The sequence below is a fragment of the Methylobacterium sp. E-046 genome, from assembly GCF_022829625.1.
Taxonomy (GTDB): domain Bacteria; phylum Pseudomonadota; class Alphaproteobacteria; order Rhizobiales; family Beijerinckiaceae; genus Methylobacterium; species Methylobacterium longum.
This window is the reverse complement of record NZ_JAKSYP010000040.1, coordinates 1-20,505: the sequence shown is the minus strand read 5'-3', so window position 1 is coordinate 20,505 and position 20,505 is coordinate 1. Positions and strand designations below refer to the sequence as shown.

Annotated in this window: 17 protein-coding genes and 1 pseudogene; 9 read left to right on the top strand and 9 right to left on the bottom strand. The window is 66.2% G+C overall.

The window, feature by feature from the left end:
* Positions 1-242 precede the first annotated feature (242 nt).
* The 4 genes from MKK82_RS02120 to MKK82_RS02105 form a co-directional block, all read right to left on the bottom strand.
* Positions 243-1,298, bottom strand: coding sequence for an alpha/beta fold hydrolase (locus tag MKK82_RS02120; protein WP_243984498.1), 1,056 nt, complete (start codon positions 1,296-1,298; stop codon positions 243-245).
* 68 nt (positions 1,299-1,366) lie between these two features.
* On the bottom strand, positions 1,367-2,869 hold the full coding sequence (locus MKK82_RS02115; RefSeq protein ID WP_243984496.1) for an MmgE/PrpD family protein: 1,503 nt from the start codon (positions 2,867-2,869) through the stop codon (positions 1,367-1,369).
* A 51-nt stretch (positions 2,870-2,920) separates the two neighbouring features.
* The gene (locus tag MKK82_RS02110) at positions 2,921-3,949 is read right to left on the bottom strand and encodes a PdxA family protein (protein ID WP_243984495.1); all 1,029 of its coding nucleotides are present in this window, start codon (positions 3,947-3,949) and stop codon (positions 2,921-2,923) included.
* Positions 3,950-3,960: 11 nt separating this feature from the next.
* Complete coding sequence (locus MKK82_RS02105; protein ID WP_243984493.1) at positions 3,961-5,328, bottom strand: cation:dicarboxylate symporter family transporter; 1,368 nt, start codon at positions 5,326-5,328, stop codon at positions 3,961-3,963.
* Between the two features lie 86 nt (positions 5,329-5,414).
* Here MKK82_RS02105 and MKK82_RS02100 point away from each other — a divergent pair, with 86 nt between their 5' ends.
* The gene (locus MKK82_RS02100; RefSeq protein WP_243984492.1) at positions 5,415-6,356 is read left to right on the top strand and encodes a LysR family transcriptional regulator; all 942 of its coding nucleotides are present in this window, start codon (positions 5,415-5,417) and stop codon (positions 6,354-6,356) included.
* Between the two features lie 361 nt (positions 6,357-6,717).
* Here the strand turns inward: MKK82_RS02100 and MKK82_RS02095 are convergent, their stop codons facing one another.
* The gene (locus MKK82_RS02095; RefSeq protein WP_243984490.1) at positions 6,718-7,287 is read right to left on the bottom strand and encodes a cytochrome b; all 570 of its coding nucleotides are present in this window, start codon (positions 7,285-7,287) and stop codon (positions 6,718-6,720) included.
* Positions 7,284-8,432 carry an acyl-CoA dehydrogenase family protein gene (locus MKK82_RS02090; protein ID WP_243984488.1) on the bottom strand — a complete coding sequence of 383 codons (1,149 nt, stop codon included), beginning with the start codon at positions 8,430-8,432 and terminating at the stop codon, positions 7,284-7,286. Before MKK82_RS02090 ends, MKK82_RS02095 begins: the two co-directional genes overlap by 4 nt.
* Positions 8,433-8,669: 237 nt before the next feature.
* On the opposite strand from MKK82_RS02090, the gene MKK82_RS02085 reads away from it, so the two are divergent.
* On the top strand, positions 8,670-9,995 hold the full coding sequence (locus MKK82_RS02085; RefSeq protein ID WP_243984521.1) for an APC family permease: 1,326 nt from the start codon (positions 8,670-8,672) through the stop codon (positions 9,993-9,995).
* 32 nt (positions 9,996-10,027) lie between these two features.
* Here the strand turns inward: MKK82_RS02085 and MKK82_RS02080 are convergent, their stop codons facing one another.
* The gene (locus MKK82_RS02080; RefSeq protein ID WP_243984520.1) at positions 10,028-10,582 is read right to left on the bottom strand and encodes an SAM-dependent methyltransferase; all 555 of its coding nucleotides are present in this window, start codon (positions 10,580-10,582) and stop codon (positions 10,028-10,030) included.
* Positions 10,583-11,260: 678 nt separating this feature from the next.
* Complete coding sequence (locus MKK82_RS02075; RefSeq protein ID WP_243984486.1) at positions 11,261-12,163, bottom strand: LysR family transcriptional regulator; 903 nt, start codon at positions 12,161-12,163, stop codon at positions 11,261-11,263.
* Between the two features lie 146 nt (positions 12,164-12,309).
* On the opposite strand from MKK82_RS02075, the gene MKK82_RS02070 reads away from it, so the two are divergent.
* The 7 genes from MKK82_RS02070 (at position 12,310) to MKK82_RS02040 (ending at position 20,190) form a co-directional block, all read left to right on the top strand.
* Positions 12,310-13,521 carry an ABC transporter substrate-binding protein gene (locus MKK82_RS02070; protein WP_243984485.1) on the top strand — a complete coding sequence of 404 codons (1,212 nt, stop codon included), beginning with the start codon at positions 12,310-12,312 and terminating at the stop codon, positions 13,519-13,521.
* A 31-nt stretch (positions 13,522-13,552) separates the two neighbouring features.
* Positions 13,553-14,461 (top strand): 3-hydroxyisobutyrate dehydrogenase, encoded by a 909-nt coding sequence (gene mmsB / locus MKK82_RS02065; protein WP_243984483.1) that lies wholly within the window; start codon positions 13,553-13,555, stop codon positions 14,459-14,461.
* Positions 14,462-14,485: 24 nt separating this feature from the next.
* Positions 14,486-15,985, top strand: a complete 1,500-nt coding sequence (locus tag MKK82_RS02060; RefSeq protein WP_243984482.1) for an aldehyde dehydrogenase family protein — start codon at positions 14,486-14,488, stop codon at positions 15,983-15,985.
* 19 nt (positions 15,986-16,004) lie between these two features.
* The gene (locus MKK82_RS02055; protein ID WP_243984480.1) at positions 16,005-17,360 is read left to right on the top strand and encodes an NAD(P)H-dependent oxidoreductase; all 1,356 of its coding nucleotides are present in this window, start codon (positions 16,005-16,007) and stop codon (positions 17,358-17,360) included.
* Positions 17,361-17,399: 39 nt separating this feature from the next.
* Positions 17,400-18,419 (top strand): TRAP transporter substrate-binding protein DctP, encoded by a 1,020-nt coding sequence (dctP, locus tag MKK82_RS02050; protein ID WP_243984479.1) that lies wholly within the window; start codon positions 17,400-17,402, stop codon positions 18,417-18,419.
* Between the two features lie 28 nt (positions 18,420-18,447).
* On the top strand, positions 18,448-19,227 hold the full coding sequence (locus tag MKK82_RS02045) for an enoyl-CoA hydratase/isomerase family protein (RefSeq protein WP_243984477.1): 780 nt from the start codon (positions 18,448-18,450) through the stop codon (positions 19,225-19,227).
* A 213-nt stretch (positions 19,228-19,440) separates the two neighbouring features.
* Positions 19,441-20,190, top strand: coding sequence for a substrate-binding domain-containing protein (locus MKK82_RS02040; RefSeq protein ID WP_243984475.1), 750 nt, complete (start codon positions 19,441-19,443; stop codon positions 20,188-20,190).
* Between the two features lie 193 nt (positions 20,191-20,383).
* Here MKK82_RS02040 and MKK82_RS02035 read toward each other — a convergent pair.
* A pseudogene (locus tag MKK82_RS02035) lies at positions 20,384-20,505 on the bottom strand (IS5/IS1182 family transposase); the annotation flags it as partial.

Below are 20,505 nucleotides of genomic sequence, written 5' to 3'. Positions count from 1 at the left end.
GCCAACGGTCGCCGAATGGTCGAGATGGGCACGACGAAGCCGGATCTCCGAATCCTGCAAGTTCAGGTAACCTGGCGTGACGTGGTATGGCGGAAAGCCTTCGGTCTGTTTCGGAGCATGAGGCGTGGCAAAGCGGTCGTCGCTTGCCGACTCTGTTAGCTCCGATTCTGGCTTATCCACTCAATCAGCCCAGTACAAAGATCGCCGATCGGTTCATGATCGGCATTTCGTCGAATAGTCTCTCACAGGTCATGGTATGGTGCGGGCTCAAGACCCATGAAGAAGGACCAGAAGGCCGCGTAAACTAAATCTGGTCGATGCTCTGCAAGATAGTGGCCGCTTGGTATAGCCCAGCCGCGTAGGTCAGGCGCCCACGCCGACCAAGCTTCCAACGAATGGAGATGGCGGCCAACGTGGCCGTTCGCACCCCACAAGATCAGCACGGGACAGGAAATCTTCCGGCCGGCGTTGAAATCCGTCGTATCCATCATGTAGTCGAGCGACACGGCCGCGCGATAATCCTCGCACACCGCATGAATTTGTTCACGCGTGGTGCAGCGCGCGTATTCCGCGAAGGCTTCAGGTGTAAATATGTCCAGTCCGACGCCGATCTTATCGAGCTTGTAGTGGATGTAGTTCTTCAGGTCGGCGCCAATCAACGTCTCGGGGAACGGCGCCTTCTGCGCCATGAAGAACCAGTGATACGATTCCATGGCCCAGCCGAGGGTGATGTTCTGGAGGAGGTTATAGGTCGGGATGATGTCGAGGGAGGCCAGCCGGGTGATGCGCGCTGGCTCGTCGAGGGCCATGCGGAAGGCCACGCGCGCGCCCCGGTCGTGCCCTGCGACAGCGAATCTGTCGAAGCCCAGGGCAGTCATGACCTCGAAATTGTCCCGCCCCATCGCCTGAAACGTGTAGCCTGCGTGATCCGGGCCGCCATCCGGCTTCGAGCTGTCGCCGTATCCACGTAGGTCGACCGCCACCACCGTGAACGTCCTTGCCAGCGTCGGCGCAATCTTGTGCCAGCTCACCAGGGTGAGCGGGTTGCCGTGGATCAGTAGCAGCGGCGGCCCGTTCCCCGCGATGGCCAAATTGATCTCGGCACCGGAAGTCCGGATCCGCTGCCGGCGGAACCCGCGCATCAGCTCGGAACCGAACGGTTCGAGGGCCGGCATCGCCGCCTCGGGGAGCGGCGCGGGCGTGGCCGGCACCGCTAGGGCCCGAGCCGCTGGGAGGAGCGCGCTCATAGCCGCGGTCGTCGCGCCGAGCTTGAGAAGGCGCCGCTTGGCCTCGTCCATGGTGATTTTCCCTTCGTGATGCCCACGCCGGGGCATAAGCGGCCCTTCGAAATCCCCGTCCTAGGGCCTCAGACGAACATCCCGGGGAAGACCGAGCGCATGTCGGCGACGGTCTCCAGGTTCTGGACAGCGGTGACGATCCGATCGGCCTTGCTCCGGGGCAGGCCGGCGAACTCGGCGCAGCCCTGGAACTTGCCCACTTCGTCGTCGAAGCTCATCGGCTTCTGCGGGCTTCCCCGGGCGAAGTCCCCCTGCCCGGAGAAGGTCCGGCCATCGGCGGCCCGGACCTCGACGTAGCTGCGCATCTTGTCGGCGCCGGCCGCGTCGGCTTCGGGATTGTTGTAGAAATCGACGCGCCCGACCATATCCTGAAGATCAGGACGGCCGACAATATCATCCTGGAACTGACCGAGGCCGGCCTTGCCCAGCACCAGCAGCACGGCCATACAGTATTCCATGCTGAACTTGGCTTGCAGGCCGGTCTTCGGCCGATGGTGGATCAGCGTGTTCAGCATCTGCCGGTTGGTACCGACCCGGACTTGGGCTACGTCCTGCGCCCGGATGCCGTGTTGGGCGATCAAGGCCGCCATTACGTCCATCGCCGGGTGGGTGAGCGAGCCGGACGGATAGGGCTTGATCGAGACGCCGGGCGAGAGGAGCGACCACGGCTTGCCAAACTTGTCGGCGATGGCTCCGGGATCCCAGCCGCCGCCGAAGGCCGCGAAGAAGCCGCGCTTGGCCTCGAAGATGTCCTCGGCCGCCGTCCAGCCCAGGGCCGCGAGGTCGACGGCGACGATGCCCGCCTCGGCGCCGTGGCCGGCCTGGAACGGCTTGGTCATGGTGCCGAAATTCTCGCGCAGCCCGGACGCCTCCGCGCCGGCTGCGCCGAAGGCGTTGCGCAGCTGTTTGGCGTCGAGGCCGCGCAGCTTGCCCGCGCAGACGGCGGACCCAAACACGCCGCACATGCTGGTCGAGTGGAAGCCGCCCTCGTAGGAGCGCGGCGCGATCGCCTCGGCGAGCTTGGTGGTGACCTCCAGACCCAGATGATAGGCCAGCATGAAGTCGCGGCCGGACCGGCCCAGGGATTCCGAGACTGCGAGCGCCGCCGGGAGCGTCGGCACTGTCGGGTGGGTCAGCAGGCCGTAGACCCGATCCTTGGCGACGGCGAGCTGGGTGTCGTCGAAATCGTCAGCGTGGATGGCCACGCCGTTGGCGAAGGCGGCAAAGCGCGGACCAGCCTGAAGGCCGGTGCCGAGGATCGTCGCGGGCCCGGTGAGGACGCCGAGATCCCCGAGATAGCGCCGCACGATCGGGCCGGACTCCGCCTTCTCGCCGGCGATGGCGAGGCCGACGGCGTCGAGGATGTGCTTCTTGCCCAGTTCGATCAGCTCGGGCGGCAGATCCTCGTAGCGCGTCGCGACCACGAAGTTGGCGGCCTCCTCCGTCACACCCTGGGCCGCCTGCCGGTCCGCCGCCGCGACCTCGCCTCGGCCCGGCCCGGTAAGTGCCGCCCCGGCACCCAGCGCCGACAGGCCGGCCAGGAACTGCTTGCGGCTGAGGATGCGCGTCATCGGCCCTGTCTCCTCCAATGTCTTCTGGATCGCGGCCGTGGGCCGTTTGCGTCAGGCGGCGACGGCTGCCTTGCGCCGAGCCCCGGCGGTCGCGAGTTGGGCGGCCAGTGAGATGGCGCTCTCCAGCGCGCCGGTCTTAGCGACGCCCTGGCCGACGATGTCGAAGGCGGTGCCGTGGGAGGGCGTGGTGAACACTGTCTCGAGGCCGGCGGTCACGGTCACACCCCGGTTGAAGCCCCTGAGCTTCGTCGCGATCTGCCCTTGGTCGTGGTACATCGCGACCACGCTGTCGAACTCGCCCGCGAAAGCCCGGATGTAGACCGTGTCGGCCGGGAACGGCCCCTTGCAGTCGATGCCGGTGCGCGCCGCCTTCTCGACGGTCGGGCGGATCAGCTCGATCTCGTCGCGACCGAACAGGCCGTTTTCGCCTGCATGCGGGTTGAGCGCCGCCACCGCGATCCGCGGCTTGTCGATGCCGGCTTTGCGCATCATCGTGTCGGCGAGTTCGATCGCGTCGGTGATGCTGCGCTCGTCGATAAGGTTGATCGCCTCACGCAGGGCCGTGTGGCCGGTCACACGCGACATCCACTGGTTGTCGAGCACGTTCATCTCGGAAAAGTAGGTGCGGTGCTCGAGAAGATGGGCGAACATCTTGTGCTCGTCCGGGAAGCGCCAGCCGCCGTCGAACATGGCGCGCTTGTTCAAGGGCGCGAAGGTGATGGCGTCGACTGTGCCGGCCTTGGCGAAGTCGATGGCCCGCGCCAGGGTCTCGCCGGTAAGCCGGCCGGATTCCGCGCTGACAACGCCCGGCGGGAACAGACTCGGGTCGGTATTGGCGAGATCGACGATCGGCACAACCGAGCCGGACCAATCGGCCTCCGTCGGTGAGGCGATCACGTTGAGCTCGAAGGTGACGCCGGCCTGCCGCATGCCCATCGCGATCACCCGGGCATCGCCTACCACGACGAGGCGCGCGGTCTCCGACATGCGGCGGTCGGCAAGCATCCGAGCGGTCTGCTCCGGTCCGATGCCGGTGCAATCGCCCGGCACGAGGGCGATGACGGGACGTGTCTCATTCATGGCTGGCTCCTTCAGAATGTCGGCGCAATCGCGGCCGTCTCGCGTGCGGACCAGGCTTTCGCGTCGAAGGCCCCGTCCCAGCGCGCGACGACGATTGCGGCGACGGCGTTACCTATGGTGTTGGTGAGCGCCCGGCCGAGCGACATGAAGCGGTCAATGCCGAGCAATAGCGCCAGCCCCTCCGGCGGCAGGCCGCTCGCCACCACGGTGGCCGCGAGTGCCGCGAAGGCACCACCCGTGACGCCAGCCGCGCCCTTGCTCGTGAACAGCATCACCACGAACAGCGCGAGTTGCTGCTCGAAGCCCATCGGGACGCCGTAGACCTGGGCGATGAACAACACTGACAGCGGGAGGGTGAGCGCCACGCCGTCGAGATTGAACGAGTAGCCCGACGGGATCACGAGCCCGGTCACTGCGCGCCCGACGCCGGCAGCCGGCAGCTTCTCCATCATCCCGGGGATCGCGGTCTCCGACGACGAGGTGCCGAACACCACGACGAGTTCGGTGCGCAGTAGGCGCAGCAGGTCGAACAGCCTGATCCCGACGAGGCGCAGCACGAGGCCGAGCACGCCGAAGACGAAGAACGCCATCATCGCCCAGGCGGTGAGCACGAGAAGCCCGAGCGCCCAGAGCGTCGCGGTGCCGAACTTGCCGACCGTGAACGCCATCGCGCCGAAGGCACCGATCGGTGCCAACATCACCACCACGTGGACGACGCTGAACACCAAGGCGGTCAGGCGCTCAATGCCGGCACGGATCGGCTCGCCGCGGGCACCGAGCGTTACCAGCCCGATGCCGGTGATGACCGCGAGGATCAGCACCTGGATAACCTCGCCGCCGGCGAAGGCGCCGACGAAGCTCTCCGGCACCATGTGCGTGAGGTAGGCGGAGAGCGACTGCATGTGCGCGTCCGCGAACTTGGCGCTCGCCTGGGCCTGCGAGGCGGTCGCCGGCGCGACACCGGCACCGGGCCGCACGAGTTGGACTACGGCGAGACTGATCAGCAGGCAGAAGGTGGTGGCGCCCTCGAAATAGACGAAGGCCTTGAGCCCGATCCGTCCGACCGTGCGCATGTCGCCGACCTGAGCGATGCCGGCGACCACTACAAGGAAGATCAGCGGCGCGATCGTCATCTTGATCAGCGCGATGAAGATGTCGCCGAGGGGCTTGAGCGCAACGGCGGCCTCGGGCGCCGCCGCACCGACCAAAGCGCCCAGCGCGGCGCCAGCGACAACCAGAACATAGGGCTTGCGCCAGAATGGCGTTCCGGCTTCCCTTCGCTGCGCGGCTTCACCGTGGCCGGCCACGAGCCGATCGTGCGTGGCATCCAAATGCATCTCCCAGTTGCCCTCCCGGATCTTGTCGTCCGATGGCGGCATGGGGCCTGCTCGGCGGGCGATCTTTAATGGACCCGGATCAGCGGCTGCGGTTATACATTTTCGGCATAAATTGATGTTGAGACGGCATGGACGTCGAACTTCCCTGGCTGGAGGATTTCCTCGCGGTGATCGAGGCCGGCGGTTTCTCGCGCGCGGCCGTACGCCGCCACGTCACGCAGCCGGCGCTCAGCCGCCGGATCCGTTCGCTGGAGGCCTGGATCGGCACGCCGCTGTTCGAGCGCAACACGCACACGGTCATCCTCACCCGCGGCGGGGCGGCGTTCCGGCCGATTGCGGAAGACATCCTGCGCCGGGTGGCTTCGGGACGCGAGGAGGTCCTGGAGACAGCGCACGCCGCGACGGGAACTTTGCGGTTTGCTGCCACGCACAACCTGTCTCAGAACTTTTTCCCGAACTGGTATCGCGACCTCGCGAGCGGCGCGGAGAGCGGCGTCATGCTGCAACTCTTCTCGGCCAACATGGAGGCCTGCGAGCGCTTGCTCATCGCGGGCGACGTCCATTTTCTACTGGCCCACTACCATGCCGCGACCCCGACACGTCTTCCACCAGCGCGTTTTCAGTCGATGCGGCTCGGCATCGACCGGATCGTGCCGGTCAGCGCCCCCGCTAGCTCCGACTCGTCCGCGCCACGCTTCCCTCTCCCCGGTATCGCTGACGCCCCACTCCCTCACTTGACCTACCATCCCGGATCGGGGGTTGGCCGTATTGTCGCGGGGACTTTTTCTGCCTGGGAGCAAACGCCGTACCTTCAAGCAACCTTCACCGGTCCGGCGATGCTGCTCGTGGAGATGGCACGGGATGGCCAGGGCGTGACGTGGTCACCGCATGATCTGGTCGAGGCGGATTTGCGGACCGGGCGGCTGCGACTTGCCGGCGGTCCAGAGTGGGAAATCCCGATCGAGACGCGTCTCTTCCGTCCCCGATTGCGCCTCTCGAAGACGGCTGAACTCTTCTGGACAAGAGCAAAACAGGCCACCGCGAATCACGATTGTAAAGCCGAGCTCTGATGCGGTTTTTGCTGTCCGCTGGTGCATCCGCTTACAAGACATCCCAGTCCGCCTAAAGAACTGCAGAGGGGCTCTGACCGGCCGGCTGGAGCTGGCCGGAAGCTGCTGGTCCCCTATTGGGAGTTGCCGCCAGAAAAGCGGACGGCTTCTACCGATCCAACCTAGACATACAGGCGACTGCGAGCGGCACCTGTATGCGGACGTAGTCCCAGACCCTGCTGGATGGCAGGAAAAGGACCCGTCGCGCACTGCGAGCACCTGTCACGCGAAGGTTTGCCCACAAGCCGGAAATGGATGCGGCGCGAGGCGACACAGCATCCCAGAAGAGCTACCTGCTGCCTGCGCCTTCCCCTCGACCGCATCATGTCATCCGAGCGAGCACGTCCTCCTTCCAGAGCTTGCGGTGCAGGAAGGCCATGATGACGTGGCCGATCAGCACCGCCAGGAGCGTGAAGGCCAGCCAGTGATGGAGCAAGTCGCCGGGGACGACCATCCAGGCGACCTTGTCGCCGCGCCCGGGCATCAGCGGGATGCCGTAGGGCGTGAACGGCTTGCCAGACCCGTACTGACGCAGCAGTGCGAGGCCCGGAACGACGACCATCAGGGCGTAGATGAGAAGGTGGCCGACCACCGCGGCGCGGCCCAGGAGCCCCGTATGTGGCGGGCGCCGGGCCAGGTTCGCCAAGCCCCAGGCGCCGCGCAGCAGCACGAGCACGAACAGGGTGAAGCCCAAGGTGAAGTGGCTGCCGCCGACGAGGCGTGTCACCGCGTTGTCGCCGGTGACGACGTACAGCAGCGCGCCTGCGAACTGCCACGCGAACAGCGCCGCCATGAGCCAGTGGAACGCACGGCTGACGCGGCCGTAGCGCCGTGGCGTGTCGAGCCATCTATCTCCGACAGAGGCTGTGTCGGTGCCCCCGGCCGTGCTCATGGCACGGCCCCGTCCCACAGGTCCCCGGCCATGCCTCCGGCACCGAGGATTTCCTCGGCGGCGGCGGTGAGGGCCCGGTCCGGCCCGGGCTGGCGCAGGTAGGTGGCGAGGTCGCGTGACAGCCGCTCCAAGGGATGGGCGCATAGGAAGCCCTGTAGGCCGACCGAGCGCTGGGCGAGCTGCAGCACGTCGAGCCCGGCCCGCTCCACGGCGAGCCGTGCCAAGTTGACAAGGGCAACGACGCGCGTTGACAGCAGGACGCCACCGGAAACCGCTTCCGCAGCGCGTTCGACCCAGAGCCTGGCCCCTTCGACCGCAATGGCCCCCTCGCCGAGGCGCGCGAGTTGGTGCGGGTCGCCGCCGCGGCTGGTCGCGGCGAGATGCCCGCGCCAGGCGTCAAAGACGGACTCGATGCCGCCGAGTTGCACTGCTGCGAACCGCCACGCGCCACCCGAGAAGTCCGGCTGGCGGAAGTAGTCATCCGGGTCGCCCAGGATGTCCTGCGCCGATACGGCGATGCCGGCGAAATCGAGGGTGCCGGTGGCCGAGGCGCGCATGCCGTGGGACCGCCACGCGGACAGGTCGGCCCGGCTTCCAGGCGTCAGCGGCACGACCAGCATCAGGGTTCCGCTTCCAGCCGGACCGCGGCTCGTGACGAGCGCGCGGGTGACGAAGCCAGCCCCGGAGGCGAAGGTCTTCACACCGCACAGTGACAGAGCGTCCTCGCTATGTTGCAGGACGAGGCCGCCCTCGGGCGGCTCGGTGTTCCAGACGCCGAACAGATGGCCGGTGTGGGCATCTGCGAACAGGCGCGCTTGCTGGCCTGCGTCACCGTACCGGGCGATGAGCTGCAACGCGTTGACGTGGCCCTCGTAGAGCCGCCCGAGGGCGAGGCTGCCGTACCCCACCAACCGCAGCACCGTGGCGAGCCTGGAGGCTCCCGGCTCCTCGCCGAGGCCGGGGCCGCCAGCCCAAGACGGGACGGGTGCCACGAGCAGGCCGAGGCGTGCGAGATCGGCGACATCCTCGGTCGGGAAGCCGTCGTCGCGATCCTGCTTGCCCGCGTGCTGCGCCGCCGACAGTGACACCGCGCGCGCTGCAGCGACGGCGTCGAATGTCAGGTCGAGCGGCGTGCCCTGATCCATGGTGTCCTCTCGACAAGCCGCGACAAGCGCCATGCTCGCGCGGTCCGTCGCAGGCGAGCGGTTGTTATCGTAACGTATTCCAGTCTCCCGGTTTACAGGCCGTCACGTCGTGCGACTCATTCGACGGTCTAGCAGTGGCCGGTCATGTGGTTTCTCACATGCGCAGCACAGGCTCCCGCTTACCCGGCTTCTCGTGAGCGAACGCGTGAGCGCGACGGATCCCGGCAGGTGACAGAGATGATCGACCAACCGATGGCCACCCGAAGCTTGCCGGCTGTCACCACGTTGACGGCGACGGCCATCGTGACGGCCGATATGATCGGCGTCGGGGTCTTCACCAGTCTGGGGTTTCAGGCGCGGGATGTCTCGTCTACCTTCGCGCTGGTGCTGCTGTGGGGGGTTGGCGGCGCTGTCGCGCTCTGTGGGGCACTTTGCTACGCCGAGCTTGCCACGATGTTTCCCCGCTCCGGCGGCGAGTACACGTTCCTCTCGCGCATATACGGTCCGGCGGTCGGCTTTATGGCAGGCTGGCTCTCGGCCACGGTCGGGTTTGCCGCGCCGGTAGCACTCGCCGCCATGGCGTTTGGGCAGTACGCCCAAGCTGTTCTGCCCGGCGCGCCCGCACTTCCGCTCGGCCTTGCGGTGATTTGGATCGTTTCGGCCGTTCACCTGCGCGGGCTGCGCCAAAGCAGTGCGTTTCAGGTCGCCTTCACGCTGGCGAAGCTCGCACTGATCGTCATGTTCATCGGGGTCGGCTTCGCTCGAGGAAGTGGCCAGCCGATCAGCTTCGTCCCTGGCGCGTTCGACCTCGCGCAGATCGCCAGCGCCGGCTTCGCGGTCAGCCTTGTGTTCGTGATGTACTCTTACTCGGGCTGGAACGCCGCGACCTACATCGTCGGTGAGCTTGACGATCCGCAGCGCAGCCTGCCGCGAGCGCTCCTCGCCGGGACAGGCTTCGTAGCGGTGCTATATGTCGCGCTGAATGCTGTGTTTCTGTATACCACGCCGCTGACAGAACTCGCCGGCCAAGTTGAGGTCGCTCTGATCGCCGGGCGTCACGTCTTCGGTGAGGCAGGGGGCCGTTTCGTCGGTGCCCTAATCTGCGCCGGTTTGATCCCGACGATCAGCGCCATGACGTGGATCGGTCCGCGCGTGACGTTGGCGATGGGCGAGGACGTGATACCGCTGCGCGTGTTCGCGCGCCGCTCACGCAGCGGCGTGCCGACCGCCGCCATCCTGCTCCAATGCGGCGTCGCCAGCCTGCTGCTCCTAACGCAGAGCTTCGAGGCGGTGCTCGAGTTCGTCCAGTTCGGCCTGCTCGCTTGCTCGTTCCTGACCGTGCTTGGCCTGATCAAGCTACGGATCACTCAGCCCGACCTGCCGCGACCGTGCCGGACCTGGGGTTACCCGTTCACCCCACTGATCTTCCTCGCGGTCACCCTGTTCATGATGATCTACCTTGTCGTGGCGAGGCCACTCCAATCACTCGCGGGTTTGCTCATAATGCTGGCCGGCCTCGCGTTGTACGCGGTCGCAAGGACCCTAAGACAGACCAACGCCTAACTAGCACGGTCCCGCAATGTGCTCACCGAGCCCTACCGGACGTCGGACTTGTTGCCGCGCAGCACGTCGAGGCGATACTCAGCTGTCCTGGATTGCTTCACGACTGTCGCAAAATTTCGGGCCCCGGCGATGAAGCCTTCGGCCGCCTCGTCACCCGAGAGCGGGTAGTGGGTAACGCCGAGCCAATGGACCAGCACGATGTCTGCCTCCGGTAGTAATGCTCCTTCGACACGCGCGACAAGGCGCGCGAGGTCGGCGCGGTCGAGGTAGTACGCCACCTCCGAGATCACGATCAAATCGAACCGTCCGTTCGGCCAAGCGCCAGGGACGGCGGCCACCATGAAGCGCGCGTTCGGGCAATCGGCGCATCGCTCACGAGCCGCGTCCAAAACGGACGGCACCACATCGAGCCCGATAAGTGCGTCACAGCGGCGGCAGAGCTGGTGCGTAAATACTCCGATCGAGCAGCCGACATCCAGAGCGGATGCGTAGTGGGCGCGTGGCAGGGCCGCCAAAGTCGCCGCATACTTGTCGCGCTCATACGAGCTCGTCGCGAAGCGCCAGGGATCCGCTTCAGTCGCGTACATGCCCTTGAAGTAGTCTTGGTCAAGCGTCTTCGTTCGACGGCCGGTCGGAACGTCGGTGGGCCTATCGGAAGTCGTCTCCAAGCCTGCGGCTCCTCTGATCCCGATCAAGGTACTTGTGGCGGCAACAGCTCCGGATTGGAGCAGGTGTCGGCGTGAGACGGTCTCGCGAAAAAGCACGATACACCTCGGGGAGCCACTCACTGGGAGATTGAGGAACAGCACGTGGTCGGGACAGTTCCGGGAACAGCCGCCGCCGGCGCTGCGAAGATATGCTCTGGTGCACGCGGCATCGTTGCGCGTGTCGATGACGCTGCGACGGAGAGCGGCCACACTGCTACCCACACGACAGAGACGTCCATGCAAGCCATCGCTCAATAAGATCTGACCAGTAGCGTCCGCTTACGGGACTTCGTCACAACCAACTGGTTGGCTAGGATGGGCGCGATGCGGTCGATCGGAGTTGCCCGTAAGCAGTATGGCAGCTTTGGAGAGAGATGATGTGACAGCGGACACACCAAAATATACCAATCCGGTCAGCGACAGGATGGAACGCCACCCATTGTTCCAGCATATTGCCCGGAATTCACAAAATTAAATAGCATCAAAAGCTTGATATTGCCAATAAATATTACTGTAAATTCAATATTCTATTGTCGTAAATTGACTGCGTATTTTTTATCATTGCGTAAGAAAAGTTGGGCGTGCGGCGCGAGCTGCTGAGACTATGAACGCGGCGGTGGTCTTGATCCGGTCTAGATGCGCCATGTCTGCATGTGTCAGCAACCAATACGTGCGGGTGATGCGGACGCTTTCCGGCATAAGGCGGACGAGCTCCGATTGCCGGTCGGCCATGAAGCAGGGCAGGATGCAGAGACCGGCTCCGCTTTGAGCGGCTGTCATCTGCGTAATAACGTTCGAGATGCGGATGGACGGCTGCAGGCCGGGCAAGACCTCGGTAAAGTAATCGAGTTCCGGCGAGAAGACGAGCTCGTCGATGTAGCCGATGAACCGGTGCCGGTGCAGGTCGGACTTCCCCTCAGGCCGGCCGCAGCGGGCTATGTAGGCAGGTGCGCCGTAAAGGCCGAGTTCGTAATCGGCGAGCTTGCGGGCGTGGAGGCGTCCTGTGGCTGGCCGCGTGAGGCCTATGGCGAGATCCGCCTCACGCTTGGAGAGACTAAAGGCGCGCGGGGTCGCCACGAGCTCGATCGATAGACTCGGATGCAGCGCCGAGAAGGCCCCGATCCGCTCCGAGAGGCAGAAGGTCCCGAACGCTTCTGGTGCGCCGATTCGCACGGATCCCGTCAGGCCGATGGCGGGGTCGACCCGGTCGAGCCAGATGCCCAGGGCCGCCCGCTCGATCGCCTCGGCCCGCGGCAGCAGGCGCTCGCCCTCCGCCGAGAGACCGTAACCGGTCGGCCGCCGGTCGAACAGCTTGGCCCCGAGAGCCGTCTCCAGTCGCGTGATCCGTCGGCTGAGCGTGGTGTGCTCGACGCCCATACTCCGGGCTGCTTCTGTCAGACGCCCGGCGCGTGCCACGGCCAGGAAGGCCTGCAGATCGTCCCACCGGTGCGTCGATCGCATCTGTCAATCCTTGAGCCTGCGTTGTGCAGAAATTGGCATAGACGGTTCGGAGCGTGTGCGCTTTTTTCGCATCGTCCCGAACCGTTCCACGAGGGCCGGCGCAGGGGGGAGAGCGGCCTTAGACCGCGACCATGGAGGATGGTGCGATGGCGCGCGCCCTTTGCCGTGCGGCCGCTGCGTTTCTACTCGGCTTCGGCTATGCCTCGGCGGCGGAGAAGAGCGTCAGGATTGGCGTCCTCAACGATCAATCCTCGATCTACGCCGACATGGGCGGGCCGGGATCCGTCGTGGCGGCGAACCTCGCCGTCGAGGATTCCGGGCTGCGCGGAAAGGGCTGGAAGGTCGAGATCTTGGTTGCCGACCACGGCAACAAGGCGGACGTGGCTTCCACGATCGCCCGGCAGTGGTTCGACACGCAAGGCGTCGACGCCGTGGCCGACGTCACCAACTCGGCGGCGGCGCTGGCGGTGAGCCAGATCGTCCGGGACAAGAACAAGGTCATGCTCGCCTCAGGACCCGCCGTATCGGACCTCACCGGCAAGGCCTGTACGCCGAACACGGTGCACTGGACCCACGACACCTGGGCCTTCGCTAACGGCATCGGCAAGGCGGTGGTGGAGGCGGGCGGCAAGACGTGGTACTTCCTGACCGCGGACTTCGCCTTCGGCCACGCCCTGGAGCGTGACACGGAGCGCATGGTGCAGGCGAGCGGCGGCACGGTGGTCGGCCGCGTCCGGGCGCCCAACAACACCGCGGATTTTTCGTCCTATCTTCTTCAGGCGCAGGCCTCGGGGGCGCAGGTAATCGGGCTCGCCAATTCCGGCGGTGACACCGTCAATAGCATCAAGCAGGCGGCCGAGTTCGGCATTGTCGGCTCGAAGCAGCGGCTCGCCGGCCTCCTGATCTACGTCACCGACGTCCACGCGATCGGGTTGCAAGTGGCGCAGGGGCTGTCGCTGGTCTCGCCGTTCTACTGGGACACGGACGACGGCACCCGGGCCTTCTCAGCACGGTTTGCGGCGCAGCTCGCGGGAGCGAAGCCCTCGATGGTGCAGGCCGGCGTCTACGCCTCGATCCTCCACTATCTCAAGGCTGTGGAAGCTCTCGGCGAGGCTGGCGACGGCGCGAAGGTCGTCGCGACGATGAAGGCGACGCCGACCGATGATCCCCTCTTCGGCAAGGGCACCATCCGCGCGGACGGGCGCAAGATGCACCCGATGCACCTCTACACGGTCAAAGCGCCGTCCGCGTCGCGCTATCCGTGGGACTACTACGCCTACAAGGCGACGATCCCCGCCGAGGTCGCGTTCCGGCCCATGAGCGAGGGCGGTTGCCCGCTCGTCGCCAAGTCCCAGTAGTCGATTCTTAGTGACGGCACGGGAGGAGAGAATGGCCCGGATCGGCTTCATAGGCCTGGGACGTATGGGCTTGCCCATGCTCCGCAACCTCGTAGCGGCGGGACACAAGGTCCGCGCCTACGACATTGCCGAGGGCGCGCGGGTGGAAGCGCAGGAAGCCGGAGCGGAGATAGCCCTGAGTGCCGCCGAGACCGCTTCGGAGGCGGAGGTCCTGATCTCGATGGTCCCGACTGGGCGCCACGTTCTGGAGATCCATACCGGGCCGGGCGGGACCCTCGCTCGGCTGCCGGAAGGCGCCCTGCTCATCGATTGCTCCACCATCGCCGCGGCAGAGGCCCGGGCGCTGCACGCTGCGGGGGCGGAACGCGGGACACCGGTTCTCGATGCCCCCGTCTCGGGCGGGGTCATGGGCGCGCAGGCCGGCACGCTCACCTTCATGGTCGGCGGGGAGGCGAGCGATCTCGACCGGGCACGGCCGATCTTCCAAGCGATGGGCCGCAACGTCTTCCACGCCGGGCCCGCCGGCAATGGTCAGGCCGCCAAGGTCTGCAACAACCTCCTGGCCGGCATCTCGATGATCGCCGTCTCAGAGGCCTACACGCTGGGCCAGCGCCTAGGGCTCGACCCCGCGACGATGCGGGAGATCGTCTCGACCTCGACAGGGAGCTGCCACGCGCTGGTGAACTACCCGCCGGTCCCGGGCCTTCTCCCGAACGTCCCGTCGAGCCGCGAATATCGGAATGGCTTCGCCGCCGAGCTGATGCTCAAGGACCTGCGGCTCGCCGAGCAGGCGGCGATGGATACGAGGTCGAGCCTGCCGCTCGGCAGCCTGGCAACCGCCCTCTACGCCCTGTTTTGCGGCAGCGGCTCGGGGGATCTCGATTACTCCGCCGTCATCCGCATGATCGAGGGCGCGCCGGCAGTCGCCGTGCGCTCCTGAACCTTGCCGTCCGAAGAAGACACCATGACAGATCCGCACCCCTTCCTGGCGACCCTCTCGAAGCAGATGCTGATCGGTGGGCAATGGCGGCCCGCCGTCTCCGGCCGGACCATCGTGGTCGAGAATCCGGGACGGCGCGAGCCGATTGGCGACATCCCGAGGGGCGAGAAGGCGGATGTCGACCTAGCCGTCGATGCCGCCGTGGCGGCCTTTCCCGGCTGGTCCAGGGTCGCGGCCCGCGACCGCGGGCGGCTGCTGCTCGCCATCGGCGAGGCGCTTGAAGCCCGCCAGGAGGAGCTGGCGCGCCTCATCGCCAGCGAGACCGGCAATGCCCTGCGCACCCAGGCGCGGGGCGAGGCACGCACGGTCGCCGATGCCTTCCGCTACTTCGGCGGCCTCGCGGGCGAGTTGAAGGGGCTCACCATCCCCCTCGGCGAGGGCATGCTCAGCTATTCGCGGCGCGAGCCGCTCGGGGTCGTCGGCGCTATCGTGCCGTGGAACGCCCCGGCCCAACTCGCGGCGCTCAAGATCGCTCCGGCAGTCTGCGCGGGCAACACCATCGTGCTGAAGGCCGCGGAGGACGCACCGCTGGCGGTGCTGATGATCGCCGAGATCTGCCAGGACCACCTGCCGCCGGGCGTGGTCAACGTGGTCACCGGCTACGGCCAGGAATGCGGCGAGCCCCTGGCCTCCCACCCCCTTGTGCGGAAGGTGAGCTTCACCGGCTCGACCGCGGTCGGCAAGGCGATCATGCGGGCCGCCGCCGATCGGGTCGCCCCGGTGTCCCTCGAACTCGGCGGCAAGAGCCCGTCCATCGTCTATCCCGATGCCGATGAGGACTGGGTGCTCGACGGGATCGTCGCCTCCATGCGCTTCACTCGGCAGAGCCAGTCCTGCACGGCGGGCTCGCGCCTTTTCCTGCATGCGGACATTTACGATTCGTTCCTCGACCGGCTGGTTGCCCGGACCTCCGCGCTGAAGATCGGAGACCCCCTCGACGAGGTGACCGATGTCGGCGCGATCATCAACGAGCGCCAGTTCACCAAGGTCTGCGGCTACGTCGCGGACGGACTGAACCGGCCGGAGGCACGGCTCGTAACCGGCGGCCTGCCGCCGAAGGAAGGCCCGCTGACCCGGGGCTACTTCGCGGTGCCGACGATCTTCGCTGACACTTCGAACGACTGGCGCCTCGCACGGGAGGAGATCTTCGGGCCGGTCCTCGTCGCGATCCCCTGGCGGGACGAGGACGAGGCGATCCGCATGGCCAATGACAGTCACTACGGGCTCGCGGCGTACATCTGGTCCCGGGACATCGGCCGGGCGCTGCGGGCGGCCCACGCCGTCGAGGCCGGCTGGGTGCAGGTCAACCAGGGCGGCGGACAGGCGCTCGGCCAATCCTATGGCGGCATCAAGGAGAGCGGCATCGGACGCGAGATGTCGCTCGAAGGCATGCTCGACAGTTTTACCGAGACGAAGAGCGTGAACGTCAACTTGGCAATTCCTCCGCTCCAGGCCGGCCGGTGACGACGGGGAAAGACTTGCGATGAACCTCTACCGATTGCTGCGGGAGCGCCAGGAGGCAGGCCGGCCGGTGACGGTCGCCCTGATCGGCGCCGGAAAATACGGGACGATGTTCCTGGCCCAGGCCCGCACGACGCCGGGGATGCAGATCGTCGCTGTCGTCGACCTCGACGTGACGCGGGCGGCGCGTCAGCTCGCCTCCTGCCACTGGCTGGCGGAGCAGGTCGCCGCCCGCTCCTGCGAGGACGCACTCCGAACCGGCCGGACCTACCTCACGGATGACGCCGACGCGGTGATCCGGGCCGGAGGCATTGAGGTTATCATCGAGGCCACGGGCGATCCGCGCACGGGCATACGCCTCGCCCTCGCGGCCATCGCGGCGGGCAAGCACGTCGTCATGGTCAACGTTGAGGCCGACGTGGTCGCGGGGCCGCTGCTCGCCCGGAAGGCCGCGCAGGCGGGCGTCGTCTACTCGCTGGCCTACGGCGACCAGCCGGCCATCGTCTGCGAGCATGTCGACTGGGCTCGCGCCTGCGGCTTCCAAGTCGTGGCGGCGGGTAAGGGCACCCGCTACCTGCCGCGCTTCCACCAGTCGACGCCCGACACGGTGTTCGACAACCTGCCGGGGCTGATCGAGATCGAGGACCGATCCTCGATCAATCCGAAGATGTTCAACAGCTTCGTCGACGGGACCAAGTCGGCGATCGAGATGACCGCCATCGCCAACGCGACCGGCCTCAAGGCGCAAACTGAAGGGCTTGTCTTCCCGCCCGCGAGCCGCTTCGAACTCGCCGACGTTCTGCGCCCGAGGGACGCGGGCGGCAGCCTGGAATTTTCCGGGGTGACGGAATGCGTCTCTTCCCTCACCCGAGACGGGTCGAGTGTTCCGCACAACCTCGCCCACGGCACCTTCGTGGTGGTCGAGGCGGCGGAGGACAGCGCCTACACCCGTGAATGTTTTCGCGAGTACCATATGCTGCCCGACGCGAGCGGGCGCTATGCGGCGCTCTATCGGCCCATCCACTTCAGCGGCCTGGAACTTGGCATTTCGGCGGCCTGGGCGGCCCTGCTCAAGCAGCCGACCGGCGCCCCAACTTGCTTCAGCGCCGACGTGGCGGCCACCGCCAAGCGCGACCTGAAGATTGGTGAGGCACTCGACGGTGAGGGCGGCTACTGCGTCTGGGGCCGGCAGATTCCGGCGGAGATCTCCCTCGACGAGGGCTACTTGCCCCTCGGGCTGGCGCATCAGGTGAGGCTGGTCCGCGACGTCCCGATGGGCGCAGGCGTCCGCTGGGACGACGTCGCCTTCGCACCGGATGATCCCGTCGTGACGCTCCGCCGCGAGATGGAAGTCGTCTTCGACCCGCGCCGGACCTGAGGCGGCGTCTGCCCGCTCACCCCGAGAAAGGACCCCACCATGCCGACGCGCCGCGCCCTGCTCTCCGCCGCCGTCGCGGCGCCGGTCCTCATCCGGCTCGCGGGCCAGGCGGCGGCCGGGCGCGACCTGAAGATCTCGCACCAGTTCCCAGGAGGCTCGGACGAAGAGGGCGATTTCCGCGACAGGCTCTGCCGGAAGTTCGCCGCGGCATTACGGCAACGCTCCGGAGGTGCGCTCACGGGAACCGTCTATCCGAACTCGTCCCTGATGAAGACGAATTCCCAGTTTGCCGCGCTCCGCAAGGGCGCCCTCGACCTGAGCCTCTTCCCTCTCGCCTATGCCGGCGGCCAGATCCCACAACTCAACATCGGGCTGATGCCCTGCGTCGTTAGCTCCTACGCCCAGGGCACAGCCTGGAAGACGGCGCCGGTCGGGCACAAGCTCACCGGGTTCCTGGCCGAGAAGGGCATCGTGATCGTGTCCTGGGTCTGGCAGGCGAACGGTGTCGTCTCCCGTGCCAACCCGATCATCGTGCCCGAAGACGTGAAGGGCTTGAAGATGCGGGGCGGCTCACGGGAGATGGACATCCTGCTCCTCGCGGCTGGGGCCGCGACGCTGCCGCTGCCCTCGAACGAGATCTACGCGGCGATGCAGACGCGGGCGGTCGACGCCGTCGTCACCTCGTCCACCAGCATGATCTCCTTCCGCCTGGAGGAGACGGGCAAGCACCTCACCACGGCGCGCGATCGCACCTTCCTCTTCACCTTCGAACCCCTGCTGATGTCGAAGGCGATCTTCGATTCCCTCGCGTCAGGCGAGCGCGACCTGATCATGGCTGCTGGTGCCGAACTGGAGCCGTTCGGGACGGCGGGCTCAAAGGCCGACGACGACAGGGTCGTTGAGGTATTTCGCAAGGCGGGGGGGCAGGAGAGGGAGATCGATGCGGGTTCGTTTGAAAAATGGCAGGCGCTCGCCCGCAATTCGACCTGGAAGGACTATGCCGGGAAGAGTTCCGAGGCGGCCGAGCTGCTGAAGCTCTCCCAAGAGGTTCTGGTCTGAGCCGGACAGAGTGACGGGTGAGATCGAAATGACCGGACGGATCATCGTGGAGGTTTCTGGCTCCTGCGCGACGCTCACGATCAGCCAGCCGGAGCGGCGCAATGCGCTGACCGTCACGATGTGGCAGGATCTCGCGGAGCATGTCCGGGCGCTCTCCCGGAACGACGCCATGCGTTGCATCGTCGTCCGCGGCGCCACAGCGGAGGCGTTCTCCGCGGGCGCCGACATCTCCGAATTCCACGCCGAACGCGCGACCCAAGAGCAGGTGGTTCGCTTCCACGAGGAGTATGTCGGCGGGTGCCTCGGTGCAATCGCAGACTGTTCCGCACCCGTCGTCGCCGCGATCCAAGGCGCGTGCTTCGGGGGCGGCTTGGAGATCGCCGTCGCCTGCGATCTCCGCATCGCCGCGCAGGGAGCCCGCTTCGGAGCGCCGGTCGGACGTATGGGCTTCCCGCTGGCGCTGGGCGAGACTGAAGGTCTGTTCCGCCTCGTCGGGCCGTCCGTTTCCGCGGAGCTGTTGATCGAAGGCCGCCTCTTCGATGCCCCTATGGCCTATGAAAAGGGCTTGGTGTCCAGGGTCGTCGAAGCAGAGGATTTTGAAGGCGCCGTAGCCGAGACGGTCGAGAACATCTGCGCGAGCGGCATCCTGGCGGCTCGGTCGCACAAGCGTCAGATCCGGCGGTTGATGCGAGATGCCGCCCCCGTAACGCGCGCCGAGAGGATGGAGGTGTACGGCTTCGCAGAGAACGAGGAGTACAGGCGTGGCGTCGAGGCGTTCCTGGCCAAGGCGGCCCGCCGGGTCCGCTGAGCCGCCGAAATGTCATCAATATGCACGCCAGTTTCAGCGGGCGTTCCGGTCGATCATGCGCGCCCCATCTCCCTCGCCGTGTCTCGAACGAGAAACAGCAGCAGTATGCGCTGAGCGGTGACGATTTCACCCAACAGGCGGTGCGCGGATGGGCGGTGGGAAGCGCAGTTTTTTGTATCCGCTTCCGCGAGGGTTGAGGCTGTGGACGCCCTGATGGCGCTTCCAAACGAGGACGCACCTCCCAGCGGCACGTTACGCTTGGGTATCACTCCTGCCATCGGCGATACGCTCTCGTCTGGCATGGTCTGCCGGATCAAGGAGGAGTTCCCGGTCCTGGACATCCGTTTGCGGACGGACTGGGGTTCGAGCCTCACTCAGCAGGTCCTGGATGGAGAGCTGGATGCGGCCTTCGTCATACGGCCGCAAGGCGATGAGGTGATCGCCCCCCTGGACTATCGGCAGATCGCTACGCTGGAGCTGGTCGTCGTCGAAAGCAGGATGGCGCCCCGGCGCGATGGCCCCGTCAGCCTGTCCTCACTCGTCAGAAAGGATTGGATCCTCAATCCGGTTGGCTGTGGCTACCGGTCTGGCTTGGAGGCCGCCATGGGCGTGGGCAAAGGACGGTTACGGGTCGCCGTGGATGTCTACGGCACAGAGATCCAGCTACGCATGATCGCCTCAGGTATGGGCTTCGGGCTCGTGCCGAGAAGTATCCTTAATGCAAGCCTAAGCCAATCCGATGTAAAAGTTGTCGAAATTGAAAATTTCTCCATGAAACTGGATGTCCATATGAACAGCCGTGGCCATCTGGGAAACATGAAGAGGCCCAGCAATCTGTTTGCCGACGAGCTTGCTGCCAGCTTAAGCGCACCGTTCGCTGTTACCGATGGTCAGGCCCAGGTTTCGGGGCCGGGTCTGTCATCGAGAACACCAGTAGTTGCGGACGGTCGCTCCCTACCGTGAACGGTGCAGCCGCGGAGTCGGCTTTTCTAAACTACTGCTGGAAAGCGGACCGGCAGAAATCCACCCACCACAGACGTTCGCTGAGGCATTGCTAGATGGCTGGCGATGGCCAAATGAAGAATGGCAGATTTCGAGCGATCAGGTGGCGGGAGCCGCCTTCGTGGTGCGTCAGTGTTAGAGTCCGTCCGAGAAGTCAGGCTGAGCGGGCGAGCCGCCTGACGAGGATCATGACGGCTGCGGCGTAGAGGAAGGCTCTGGCCGAGGCGATAGTCGCCTCTGGGTCCTTCCAGAGGCGGCGATTGCGGCTGATCCAGG

Excerpts from the sequence above, each read along its gene's own strand:
- MKK82_RS02120 (WP_243984498.1), bottom strand. The coding sequence starts at position 1,298 with ATGGACGAGGCCAAGCGGCGCCTTCTCAAGCTCGGCGCGACGACCGCG.
- MKK82_RS02115 (WP_243984496.1), bottom strand. The coding sequence starts at position 2,869 with ATGACGCGCATCCTCAGCCGCAAGCAGTTCCTGGCCGGCCTGTCGGCG.
- MKK82_RS02110 (WP_243984495.1), bottom strand. The coding sequence starts at position 3,949 with ATGAATGAGACACGTCCCGTCATCGCCCTCGTGCCGGGCGATTGCACC.
- MKK82_RS02105 (WP_243984493.1), bottom strand. The coding sequence starts at position 5,328 with ATGCCGCCATCGGACGACAAGATCCGGGAGGGCAACTGGGAGATGCAT.
- MKK82_RS02100 (WP_243984492.1), top strand. The coding sequence starts at position 5,415 with ATGGACGTCGAACTTCCCTGGCTGGAGGATTTCCTCGCGGTGATCGAG.
- MKK82_RS02095 (WP_243984490.1), bottom strand. The coding sequence starts at position 7,287 with ATGAGCACGGCCGGGGGCACCGACACAGCCTCTGTCGGAGATAGATGG.
- MKK82_RS02090 (WP_243984488.1), bottom strand. The coding sequence starts at position 8,432 with ATGGATCAGGGCACGCCGCTCGACCTGACATTCGACGCCGTCGCTGCA.
- MKK82_RS02085 (WP_243984521.1), top strand. The coding sequence starts at position 8,670 with ATGATCGACCAACCGATGGCCACCCGAAGCTTGCCGGCTGTCACCACG.
- MKK82_RS02080 (WP_243984520.1), bottom strand. The coding sequence starts at position 10,582 with ATGTACGCGACTGAAGCGGATCCCTGGCGCTTCGCGACGAGCTCGTAT.
- MKK82_RS02075 (WP_243984486.1), bottom strand. The coding sequence starts at position 12,163 with ATGCGATCGACGCACCGGTGGGACGATCTGCAGGCCTTCCTGGCCGTG.
- MKK82_RS02070 (WP_243984485.1), top strand. The coding sequence starts at position 12,310 with ATGGCGCGCGCCCTTTGCCGTGCGGCCGCTGCGTTTCTACTCGGCTTC.
- mmsB (WP_243984483.1), top strand. The coding sequence starts at position 13,553 with ATGGCCCGGATCGGCTTCATAGGCCTGGGACGTATGGGCTTGCCCATG.
- MKK82_RS02060 (WP_243984482.1), top strand. The coding sequence starts at position 14,486 with ATGACAGATCCGCACCCCTTCCTGGCGACCCTCTCGAAGCAGATGCTG.
- MKK82_RS02055 (WP_243984480.1), top strand. The coding sequence starts at position 16,005 with ATGAACCTCTACCGATTGCTGCGGGAGCGCCAGGAGGCAGGCCGGCCG.
- dctP (WP_243984479.1), top strand. The coding sequence starts at position 17,400 with ATGCCGACGCGCCGCGCCCTGCTCTCCGCCGCCGTCGCGGCGCCGGTC.
- MKK82_RS02045 (WP_243984477.1), top strand. The coding sequence starts at position 18,448 with ATGACCGGACGGATCATCGTGGAGGTTTCTGGCTCCTGCGCGACGCTC.
- MKK82_RS02040 (WP_243984475.1), top strand. The coding sequence starts at position 19,441 with ATGGCGCTTCCAAACGAGGACGCACCTCCCAGCGGCACGTTACGCTTG.